4 protein-coding genes are annotated in these 11,749 nt (G+C 66.2%); all 4 read left to right on the forward strand.

Annotation, left to right across the window (positions count from 1 at the left end; genetic code table 11):
* Positions 1-147 precede the first annotated feature (147 nt).
* The 4 genes from LR394_RS43510 to drmB are packed head-to-tail and all read left to right on the forward strand — an operon-like array spanning position 148 to position 11,716.
* Positions 148-4,812, forward strand: a complete 4,665-nt coding sequence (locus LR394_RS43510) for a DEAD/DEAH box helicase (RefSeq protein ID WP_231449895.1) — start codon at positions 148-150, stop codon at positions 4,810-4,812.
* Complete coding sequence (locus tag LR394_RS39725) at positions 4,809-6,641, forward strand: UvrD-helicase domain-containing protein (protein ID WP_231449896.1); 1,833 nt, start codon at positions 4,809-4,811, stop codon at positions 6,639-6,641. Before LR394_RS43510 ends, LR394_RS39725 begins: the two co-directional genes overlap by 4 nt.
* Entirely contained in the window at positions 6,634-9,861 is a 3,228-nt protein-coding gene (locus LR394_RS43515; RefSeq protein WP_231449897.1) for a helicase-related protein, read from the forward strand. Before LR394_RS39725 ends, LR394_RS43515 begins: the two co-directional genes overlap by 8 nt.
* A gap of 4 nt (positions 9,862-9,865) precedes the next feature.
* The gene (drmB, locus tag LR394_RS39735) at positions 9,866-11,716 is read left to right on the forward strand and encodes a DUF1998 domain-containing protein (protein ID WP_269330544.1); all 1,851 of its coding nucleotides are present in this window, start codon (positions 9,866-9,868) and stop codon (positions 11,714-11,716) included.
* Positions 11,717-11,749: the final 33 nt, after the last annotated feature.

Below are 11,749 nucleotides of genomic sequence, written 5' to 3' on the forward strand. Positions count from 1 at the left end.
GGTTGTGCGACTCATACGGCCGATCAAGACGTCAGCAGGGGTGCCCGATCGGAGTGGTTGAGGGATCGACGCACCCCTGTAGGCCATCTTGTCGGTGCTCAGCATTAGCGTGCATCACACGGTGTAGGTGAGAGGAGAACGCGGGTCGTGGGCGGTGCGGGCAACAAGGAGATCCGGCGTGTTCTGGACGTCGTGGCCGAACAGAATGAGCGGGTCCTAGCGTCATACGCGGCCGACCCAGGGCTGATCGAGGAACATGCCAACGGCGAGCGGCGGATTGCCCAGGGCGGTTACGGCGACCGCCAGATTTTCGAGTTGGTGCAGAACGGCGCCGACGAGCTGCGCAATACCCAGCTGGGCGCCATTCACGTCGTCCTGACACCACAGAATCTTTACTGCGCCAACGAGGGAGACCCGGTCACCCCCGAGGGGGCGGAGTCCATTCTCCGGCTGAGCGTCTCGCGGAAACGGGGCGGGCAGATCGGCCGCTTCGGGGTGGGCGTCAAGTCCGTTCTCACGGTGACCGACGCTCCCCAGTTCTTCAGCAAGGACGCGGAGGGTTCGTTCGGTTTCGGCTTTCACCGGGCCTGGTCGCGGGAGACGATCCTGCAGATTGCCCCCGACGCGAACGAGATGCCGGTCCTGCGTATGGCGCAGATTCTCGACGTCGACGCCCGGCGGGCTCAGGACCCGGTCCTGAACGAGTTGATGTCCTGGGCCACCACGGTGGTGCGTCTGCCGCTCAAAGCGGAGGCCGTGGCCCGCCTCGCCCTCGACCTAAGGCAGTTCCCGGCGGAGTTCCTGCTCTTCTCCCCTCACGTGGGATCGGTCGTCCTTGAGGACCGCAGTGGGCGCGCACCGGTGACCCGCCAGATCGATCAGAAGGTCAGCGGTGTCACGACGGATCTGCAGGAAGAGCAGGCCAACGGCGACGACACGACGCACCGCTGGAAGGTCTTCCGCCACCGGCACCGTCCCAGTCCTGATGCCATGAAGGCGGCCGGCGAGCTGCACAACCGCAACGAGGTGGAGATCGCTTGGGCCGTTCCGGCGGCACGCAGCAGAACCCGCGGTGTCTTCTGGTCCTACTTCCCCACCAAGTTCGCCACCACTCTGCGTGGAATCCTCAACGCCCCGTGGAAGACCTCGGAGGACCGTCAGGCCATCTTCGACGGCAATGCCTTCAACGAGGAGTTGCTGCAGGCTGCAGCTGATCTGGTCGTGAGTTCTCTGCCCATGCTGGCGACCGACGAGGACCCCGGTCTCTACCTGGACTACCTGCCTGGTCGTGGCCGCGAAGCGCCCCAGTTCGCCGACGAGCGGTTGACGGCCGCCATCTATGCGCGAGCGGCCCACGAACCGTCAGTGATCGACCAGGACGGCCGCTTCCGGCTGCCGGCAGAACTGCGCCAACCGCCGAAAGACCTCCTGGACGAGTATCTGAAGGCCTGGGCCGCCTACCCGGACCGTCCCCGGGACTGGACTCACCCACTTACCGAGGCGACGGACCGGCGCGCTCGGGTGACCCTGATCATGAGTCGTGCGGGCCGGGAACCTGCGACTGTCACCGAATGGCTGGAGGCCCTGGTCGCCGACGAAAACCCCGCTTCCTCGAGCGTGGCCGTCCAGATGGTGGCGCGCATGGTGAGCACCAGCAGTCCGTTGGCCGCCGAGGCGGTGCAGGCCAAGATCGTCCTGACCCACAGCCACGGCCTGGTCCGTCCGGTGCGAGGCAAGGTCTTCCGTCGGCAGGGCATCAGCGACGCCCTCGCCGAGGACCTGGTGTACGTGCACGACGAGATCGCTCAGGCCTTCGGCTTGGGAAGTGCGCTGGATCTGCTGGGTATCAGGGAGGCCGACGGAGCCGGGCGCCTCGCGGCCCTGCTCGATCAGGGCACCGCGGGCTGGAGCGACGAACAGTGGGAAGCCTTCTGGAGCTTGACCCGGTCCGTAGGGGTCGAACAGCTTCAATCCTTGCTCGGACGGATCCCCTCGCCCGCGCGTGCCCGATTCAAGGTCGCCACATTGGCGGGAACGTTCCGCGAGATCGGGCAGTGTCTGCTGCCGGGAGTTGTCGTCCCAGGCTCCGGTGGCCCCGATGCCGCGTTAACCATCGACATCAAGCACCACGTGGCCGATCGTCACGTACTCGGGCTCCTGGGTGCCTTGGCCGGGCCCGTCGATGCGCAGACACCGGACGAGGAGCCCTGGTTCGAGGACTATCGCGAGTACGCGTGGAAGGCCTACGTGGCCGGCCTCGATGCTCATGAGGCCCGGCCCCAGGTGAGCACGATGCAGGTGGAAGGGGCTGCACCGGCGGGACCGTTGCACTTCCTGACCAGCCTCTCGCCCGAGGGCCGAGCAGCCTTCCTGCGAGCGCTGCCGGAGCGCGGGCTGATCGCGCGATGGAAACGTCAGGTGGGTCGTCAGAAGGGCACGGCTGCTCCCCTGCCCTCACCGCTGGTCTGGATGGCGCGTCGGCACGGGTATCTCAAGACGGAGGAAGGGGTCCTGCGGGTGCGCGACTGTGTGTCGCCGGCTCTTTCCCGGCACTCGGCCATGCTGCCGGTCGCCGACGTCCCGACCCCGGTGGCAGAGGTTCTCTCGCTTCCGGCGCGTCTGGAGGACGTGCCTGCGCGAGTGTGGGAACACCTGCTGCGCAGAGCTGTCACCAGCACCGACGATGCTTTCGTGGGGCAGGCCTACGCGCTGACCCTGACCGGCTCTACGTACTGGCCCGAAGGTGTGGCGACCCGTTGCCGCGTCGGTGAGGACTGGAGCGACCAGTTCCCGGACGATGAGATCACGGTCACCAGCGACGCCGGTGAGTACGAGGAGTTGCGGGCCGAACGCCTGCCAGCGCTCCTGGCCCCCGACTCCGACAGCGCGGCCCGGATGATCGAGGCCTGGGGCATGCGTAGCGCGGCTTCGGTGATCGAGAAGCGGATCCAGGCGGTGGACGAGTCCGATCCGGTCCCGATCCTGGAGATCTTCCCCTACCTGCAGATGAAGGGATCCCTCGTCGGACGCCGAACGCTGGTGAAGTGCGAGGCCCTGCAGGAGATCAAGCGCACACCGAACGGGGAACGCTCCGAGGATCGCCCCTACGTCGTGCAGGGCGAGGTCGTTCGCGTCCTGAAGCCCGCGGACGACGATCATCTCCTGCAGCAGTTGGACGCCGCTCTGGGCCTGGGGCTCGGCGACAGTGGTCGTCGTACCGTGCTGGAGCGCAAGGCCCGCCAGGCCCAGTCGGACGTCAAACGTCGTGCCATGCGCGCGGAGTCACGGGAGGAGAAGATCCTTGAACTGGTCGGCGAGGAAGGACTGAAGGCTGGCCTCCCCGGCGGCCTCCTGGAATCTCACGAGCGCCGTGCAGGACGTAAGGCTCGACCGGCCGAGGTCGCCAAGCTGTCCCTGGACGCACACGGGGACGGGCTGCTCAGCCGTCACAAGAAGGAGATCGTCCAGCGCATGGGCGATGCCCCGCGCTCGTTCACCGGCCAGACCAACACCCGTCGCTTCGTGGCGGAGCTGGGACTGCCCGAGTCGTTCGCGGGCCTCGAACCACCAAAGGTGCCTGACTTCGAGGAGGTGGAAGGACCGACGGCCTATCCCCGCCTGTACGAATACCAGGAGCTGATCGCTCAGGAGATGGCTGAGGTCCTCACCCGTAACACCCCGAGCCGGGCCATGCTGCGGTTGCCGACCGGCGCCGGCAAGACCCGCGTCGCGGTCGAGGCCGCGATCCGGGTGGCGAAACAGGAACCCCTCAGAGGGCCGATCCTGTGGATCGCCGAGTCCGAGGAATTGTGCGAACAGGCCGTGGAGAGCTGGAAGTTCGTCTGGTCCAAGGTGGGACCGCCCGAGAAACTGTCCATCGCTCGACTCTGGGGTGGGCGGGACGCCTCGCGGGTCGAGCTGAACCCCCACCTCGTCGTGGCCACCGACGCCCAGTTGGTGCGACGCCTCGAGCAGCCCGGTTACCAGTGGCTCCAGCATCCCGCTTTCGTGATTGTCGACGAGGCGCACCGGGCGATCTCGCGCACCTACACCTCAATCCTCGAGATGCTGGGAATCAGTCACCGCCACACAGCCCGGCCCCTCATCGGGCTCAGTGCCACTCCTTACCGGACGAACGACGACGAGTCCGACCCGCTACGCAAGCGTTTCGGAGATCGTCTCCTGGGTAAGGACGTCTTCGGCGGGAAGGATCCCTACGAAGCGCTGCGGGAGCAGGGCATCTTGGCGGATGTCGAGCACCGGCAGATCCGCGGTGGGACCGTAAGCCTTTCGGCCGAGCAGCTAGATCAGGCCGACACCTTCGAGATTCTGCCGGCGGAGGTCGAACGACAGCTGGGCCGTGACCAGGACCGTAACGACGCACTGATCAAGGAGATCAAGGGCCTGGACAAGGACTGGCAGATCCTGGTCTTCGCCACCTCGGTCGATCATGCCCGCTACTTGGCTGCGGAGTTGAACGGCCTCGGTATCGCCTCGGGTGTGATCGACAGCTTCACTCCGGACGGCCAGCGGCGACAGCGCATCGACGACTACCGCAAGCGACGCATCCGGGTCCTGACGAACTACGGCGTCCTGGCTCAGGGATTCGACGCTCCGGCCACCCGTGCGGTCGTGATCGCCCGACCGACTTACAGCCCGATCCGGTACCAGCAGATGATCGGTCGAGGTCTGCGCGGCCCACGCAACGGAGGCGAGAAGGAATGCCTGATCCTCGATGTGAAGGACAACATCGAGAACTTCGGCAAAGAACTGGCCTTCAGCCAGTTCGACCACCTGTGGGGGAACAAGTGACCGGTCACGGCGAGCAGGTCGACCTCACCGCCGAACAGACGAAGGTCGTGCAGCTACCGGCAGACGCACTGGCCGTGGTCACGGCGTGCGCGGGCGCCGGCAAGACGACGACGCTGGCCCGGCGGGTCGAGTGGCTGATCTCAGAACTGGACGTCTCACCGGGAAACATCCTGGTGCTGAGCTTCTCCCGGGCAGCAGTGGCCCGGCTGCAGAAGGCCTTCATCGGCCAGGAACGTCCGCCCCGGGCCAAGACGTTCGACAGCTGGGCCCTCGAACTGCTGGTCAACGTCGCTCCCGAGGGCGCTTGGGCCTCGTCCTCCTTCGAGGAGCGGATCACCCAGGCCACCCAGCTGATCAGCTCCGGCGAGGCGGACGACTACCTGTCCGAGATCCAGCACGTCCTCGTCGACGAGACCCAGGACCTCGTCGGCGCCCGCCGTGCTCTGGTGGAGTCGCTGTTGCACCGCATGGAGCTGGGTTTCACCGTGGTGGGTGACCTGGCCCAGTCCATATATGGCTTTCAGACCGAGCTCGCCCTGCGCGCGTCAGAGACCGGAGCCTTCCTGCGTGGCCTGCGCCAAGAGTTCGGGAGCGGCCTGCTCGAGTTGGAGCTCAGCGACAACTTCCGGGCCAGAACCACGGTCGCCAAAGCGGCGCTGCCCCTCGCACCGCAGTTGCTCTCGATGGCTGAGGGACGATCCTCGCTCACCCCGTCCCGGCTGTATGCAGACCTGCGCGACGTACTCCTGGATCGACTCGCGATCGAGTCGCTGAACGAACCGATGCTGGCGGACCTGCTGCGTCAGACGCCGGACTGCGCGGTTCTGACCAGGACGAACGGGCAGGCGCTGCAGGTCGCCGATGCTCTGCATGAGCAAGGCGTACCCCATCAGTTGCGTGGCGACTTCCGGGACCGGGCCGTCCCGGCCTGGATCGCTCGGTTGTTCCGTTCCGGTGTCCGGGTCCTCACCCGCGAGGCCTTCGACGATCTTGCCCCGCAGGCCGACGTAGAAACCGCGTGGCGGCTTCTGCTGCGGGCCGCGCCGGCCTCCGGTCGACGCAGCCTCGACCTGTCCAGACTCTCCGAGCTCATCGCCCAGCAACGTCTTCCGGACGAGCTGCGGGAGGACCCGGATGCCCAAGGCGTGGTCATCTCGACCATGCACCGCGCCAAGGGCCTGGAGTTCAACCTGGTCATCGTGACGGACCCGGGAGCGGCACAGCCGGATCGACCGGACTGGGATCCTGCCGAGGAAGCCCGTCTTCTTTACGTCGGTCTGACTCGGGCCCGTGAGAACATCCTGCGTCTGGCGCTGCGTAAGCCCGGCTGGGACTTCGCGGTCAGGCAGGCACCCGGCACGAACCGATGGGGCAGAACCGGCAGGCAGAAATACTTTCGGACCGGCCTTCAGATCGGACCGGGTGACGTACATGTCGAGGACCCGGCAGGTACGTATTTGCTCGACGGCTCTGCCTCGGCTCTGCAGGAATACCTCGAGCACGAGGTGGCAGCTGGCGATGAGGTGGACCTGGACATCGTCGGGCTCGAACCGATGGGAGGGCCGGTCTACTCAATCACCCACCGTGGCCAGGGCATCGGGGTTACGTCCGAGCAGTTCGGGCGGGATATGACCCGATGGTTGGGGCTCGGCAAACGCGTTCCACGAGCCCTTCGCTGCGTGCGTATCGCCCAGGTGGAAAGCGTTGCCGGACGAGAGGCCGCCGGAAACCGAGCCGGCCTCGAAACATCGGGAATCTGGCTGGCGCCACGCCTGACCGGTCTGGCGCGCTTCACGTTCGACAAGTCCGAGGAGGACGACCGTGGCTGATCACGGCGAGCACTATCGCTTCCGCGCCCAGCTGGCCCAGCGGGTGACCGAGGACCTGGTCGGACCGGCCGGCGGCGAGTACGAAGAGATCGAGGAGGAACCCGCCAACGCCTACGTCGTCGGTGTCCTGCACCCGCAGGCCGACCTGGGCCAGGGCATCAAGAACGCGGTCCAGGACTTCGACGAGACCGCTGGCGACGAGGCACGCGACGATGTCGTCGACGACGCGGTCCCTCTGGCCAACCGGGTTCTCCCCTCGGCGCTGGGCCTGACGTTCGCGGTCGATCTGGCCAAGGCAACCCGTGTCCTTCTCACGGTGAGCTCAGGACGCTACGAGGCCGTGAACAGCAAGGGTGAGCCGGTGGAGCCTCGACGCGCCGAGCGTAGGACCATCGAGACCTCGCAGTACCGCTGGCGCAGGCGTCCGTGGACCCCGGAGGCGTTTGCAGTCGATGTCTCGACACCGGGTGACCAGCCTTTTCCGTTCCCCGACGTGGACGCCGAGGTCCGGGTCCGGTGCCGTCCGGCACTGGACGGGATCGTCTCGGTCACCGTCTCACTCATCAACCGGGCGAAGGTCGCCCGTGACGTCCTCATGGACGGTTCCTGCCTCTTCCAGCCTCAGATCGTGATCACGGTCGAGGGTGGCGCCCCGGCGCTGGCCGAGCGTCCACGGGTCGCCGCCACCGACGACGAGACGCGGCGCAGTGACATGTTCTACCGGCACGCACCACTTTTCGCTGTCGGTCACGCCTGCGCCGCTCGGTGGACCTGGGATCCCCCGGCGCCGGGTAAGGCAGGTGTCGGGGGAACTGCGCACTGCGCCGAGGTCTCCACAGCTCTCGTGCCGCTGCACGAACTGATGCTGACCGACGCCAACCCCGCGGTCGACGTCCCCCGGATGCAATGGCTCGCTCGGGCCGAGAAGTCCGAGGTCCTGAACGCGCTCACCTCTCTGGTCGCCGGCTACCGCACCTGGATCGATGGAGACCTCACGGCCCAGCAACGCGACCTGGTGGGCTCTCGTTTCGCCCAGGTCGCACAGGAGCAGGTCGATGCCTGCCGGGAGACCTTGGCCCGGATGGAGACCGGCATCCAGATCCTCGGGGACGAGACCCGCCCCGAGATCTGGCAGGCCTTCCGTCTGAGTAACCAGGTCATGGCCGAGCAACGGGCCCGGACCGTCTGGATCCGTGACGGCGGCGAAGGTCAACCTGACCTTTCCGCCCCACGCTGGCGGGCCTTCCAGATCGGCTTCTTCCTGCTGTGCCTGCGGGGCATCGTCGAACCGGAACACGAGGACCGCGAGATCGCCGACGTACTGTGGTTCCCGACCGGCGGTGGTAAGACCGAGGCCTACCTGGGTTTGGTCGCCTTCACAACATTCCTGCGAAGGATCCGGGCATCTCGCCGTGGACAACCCCAGACCGGGGGCGGGGTCACCGTCCTAATGCGGTACACGCTCAGACTGCTGACCCTGCAGCAGTTCGAGCGAGCAGCAGCACTGATCTGCGCCATGGAGGACGTCCGTCGCCGAGAAACCTCATCTCTGGGCGAGGAGGAGATGTCGATCGGTATGTGGGTGGGGAAGGCCGCCACCCCCAATAAGCTCGCGCAGGCCCAGACGAGCCTGGCTGCCCTGGCCGACCGCAAGCAGCTGACCAAACTCAACCCGGTCCAGTTGCGCACATGCCCCTGGTGCGGTCACGAGATGGACCACACCGACTACCAAGTCATCAGCGAACTGAACCGGCTGTCCATCACCTGCCCCAACCCGCGGTGCACGTTCCACGACGGGCTTCCGGTGCACGTCGTGGACGAGACGATCTATGCCGCCAGGCCGACCCTGCTGATCGCCACGGCCGACAAGTTCGCCCAGGTCGCCTGGCGCGGAGAAGTCGCGAACCTGTTCAACCGGGCCGGCGCCCCTGAGGGGACACCGCCGCCCGAGTTGGTGATCCAGGACGAACTGCACCTGATCTCAGGGCCTCTGGGATCTCTAGCCGGACTCTACGAAGCTGCGGTGGACATCGCGGCCGAGCGCCCCAAGATCGTGGCCTCGACCGCGACCATCCGTCGTGCCGATGAGCAGGGGCGAGCTCTGTTCGACCGTCGCGTGCGACAGTTCCCACCGGCCGGGCTCGACGCCCGTGATTCCTGGTTCGCTGTCGAAAGATCCCGCGAGGACAAGGCGACGCGCCTGTATGTCGGGGTGATGACCTCCAGCACGAGCCAGGCGACTCTGCTCATCCGCACCTACGCGGCTCTGCTGCACCATGCCAAGGTGCTCGAAGGCCCAGACCGGGTCAGAGACGCCTACTGGACTCTGGTCGGCTACTTCAACAGTCTGCGCCTACTCTCGGCCGCCGAGCTCCAAGTCAACTCCGACGTCGATGAGCGACTGCAGCAGTTGGCTTTCCGGGACCAGGTCGACATGCGCCTGGTCCAGAACCTGTCCGAACTGACCAGCCGCAAGGACTCCAGCAAGATCCCAGAGTATCTCAAGGAACTGTTCGAGGAGTACGGCAGCGAGCGCGAGATTGACGTCCTGCTGGCAACCAACATGATCTCGGTCGGCGTGGACGTCGAGCGGCTGGGCCTGATGGCCGTGATGGGGCAGCCGCAGGCGACAGCCGAGTACATCCAGGCGACCAGTCGGGTCGGCCGGCGCGACCCCGGCCTGGTCCTGGTGATGCTGAACTCAAACCGGTCACGTGACCGGTCGCACTACGAGAACTTCGCCGGATACCACTCCGCGCTCTACCGTCAGGTGGAGTCGACCAGTGTCACCCCGTGGGCCTCCCGAGCACGGGACCGGGCACTGCACGCTGTCCTCGTGGGCCTGCTGCGGCTACGTCATCCCGAAGCCCGTCCCAACGCGGCCGCCGCACAGATCGCCGACTTCCTGCCCCAGGCGCAGCAGGTCGTGGACGAGATCGTGGAGCGGGTCAGGACGTCCTCGAACCTGAGCCAGGACGAACACATTAAGCAGTTGGCCGATGCGGTCCGCTCAGAGCTGGAGGACTTCCTACAGGACTGGGTTGATCGGGCCGATTCCGATCCTTTGGTCTACGAAGCCGGGAACAAGAGCTGGAACGGGAAGCGCGGACCTGCCTTACTGAAGGCGTTCGGCCAGGATGACGACCTGGTCAATGCGCAGGACACGATGTGGAGCATGCGCGACGTCGACGTCGAGTGCTCCGTTTACCTGGAGCGATGAGAACATGGCCGTGCGCAAGAAGTTTCAGACTACAGAGAAGTCATCCCGACCGATCGGGGAGGTCGGGGAGGTACGCCGCAGCCAGCTCGTCACCACCTACGGCATAGGTTCGATGCTGGCGGCCGGCGAACAGTCCTATGTCGTCAGCGGACTGGACAGTTGGCCTCAGCCGCAGCCGGACGAGGCGTTCCTTCGGGAGTTCCGCCTGGAGACCAGGCTACGGGCGCCCCGGGGGTTCCGCCTTCCTCCCGACGGCGAGAACGGCGACGGCGTCCGAGCCCGCATCTTTCCGGAGTGGTACTCCTGCCCAGGGGGTGACTCCAAGACGGGCAAGTGCGAGAACAACCTGAGGTTACGCAAGGACTTCGCTCCGCCCGCAGGCAAGAATACGTGTTCTGCGTGCAACGAGTCCTTGACCCCGTCACGCTTCGTCGTGGCCTGCGAGAACGGGCACCTTGACGATTTCCCGTACTGGCGATGGGTGCACGCCGGGGGCCACTGCCCAGACTCTCCGAAGTCGCGGTTGAGCCTGACCACCACTGGACGGACTTCGGCGCTTCGTTCCATCCTGATCAGCTGCTCCTGCGGCGAATCGGCTTCGATGGAAGGTGCCATGGGCCGCCAGGCCATGGTGGCGATCCGGTACACCTGCCGCGGACGGCGACCGTGGCTGGGCAAGGACGCCAATGAGCAGGGATGCGACCGACCGGCCCGGGTGCTGCAGCGAGGCTCGTCCTCGGCCTGGCTTCCGGTGATCGCCTCTGCCTTGTCCATCCCACCGTTCTCCCAGACGTTGTACGCCGCACTGCTACCGCACTACGGCTTGTTCCAAGACACCTCGAACAGTGAGAAGGCCGTCGTTGCGAAGCAGGTCCACAAGGCCGAGCCGAAGCTCAAGCGGTACACGCCCGAGGAAATCATCGCTGCGGTCAAGGCTTACGAGGAGTTCGAAGCCGGAAACGCCGATGACCCTTCTGCGTTGTCCGGTTTCGTGGCGTCCGACGTCCTGCGCGAACAGGAGTTCGAGCAGCTCTCACGCCCGAGCACACCTGATCCGCATGACCCCGACCAGATGTTCGAATGCGTCCACCCGGATGGGCACGAGCAGGTAACACCGCCCCCGGGGATCGAACAGGTGATGCTCGTGAACCGTTTGCGCGAGGTGAGGGTGCTGAAGTCGTTCACGAGGATCGAGGCTCTTTCGCCTGCCGAGGACCGTTCTCGCGAGGCCAAGCTGTCCCAACAGGAACTTCCCTGGCTGCCCGGCTTCGAGGTCTCGGGTGAGGGCGTCTTCCTTCGGCTGAACAACGAACTCCTGCAGACCTGGGCCGAGCAGGTCGCTCCGACTTCGAGGGCCGGGCGCATCCGCGAGCGGCACCAGGAGCTTCTGAACCGCCGCACGCCGCGCGGTAAAGATGCGCCCCAGTCACAGGTCAGCGCACGTTTCGTGACAGTTCACACCCTCGCGCACGCCCTGATCAACGAGTGGTCCCTGGAAGCCGGATACCCGGCGTCCTCGATGAGGGAACGCCTGTTCGTCTCGGACACCATGGCAGGCCTGCTGATCTACACCGCCACCAGCGACGCGGCGGGCAGTCTGGGCGGGCTCGTGGAACTGGGCCAGCTGCGCAACATCACGCGGACCTTCGATGCCCTCCTGGAACGCCAGCGCTGGTGTTCGGCCGACCCACTGTGCATGGAGGCCGACGCCGCCGGGGCGGACAGCCTGAACCTGGCCGCCTGCCACTCCTGCCTGCTGCTGCCCGAGGTCAGTTGCGAGAACGGCAACAGTTTCCTGGACCGAGCGATGCTTGTCGGCGGAGGAAGCGAGACAGTTCCCGCCTATTTCGCCTGATCAATCCGCAGGGTGGGCGCACCGCCCTGCGGA

Origin of the sequence: Kineosporia babensis (genome assembly GCF_021129305.1) — a bacterium.
GTDB classification, from domain to species: domain Bacteria; phylum Actinomycetota; class Actinomycetes; order Actinomycetales; family Kineosporiaceae; genus Kineosporia; species Kineosporia babensis.

Bases quoted from the DNA above. Each gene is read 5' to 3' on its own strand.
- drmB (WP_269330544.1), top strand. From the start codon at position 9,866: ATGGCCGTGCGCAAGAAGTTTCAGACTACAGAGAAGTCATCCCGACCG.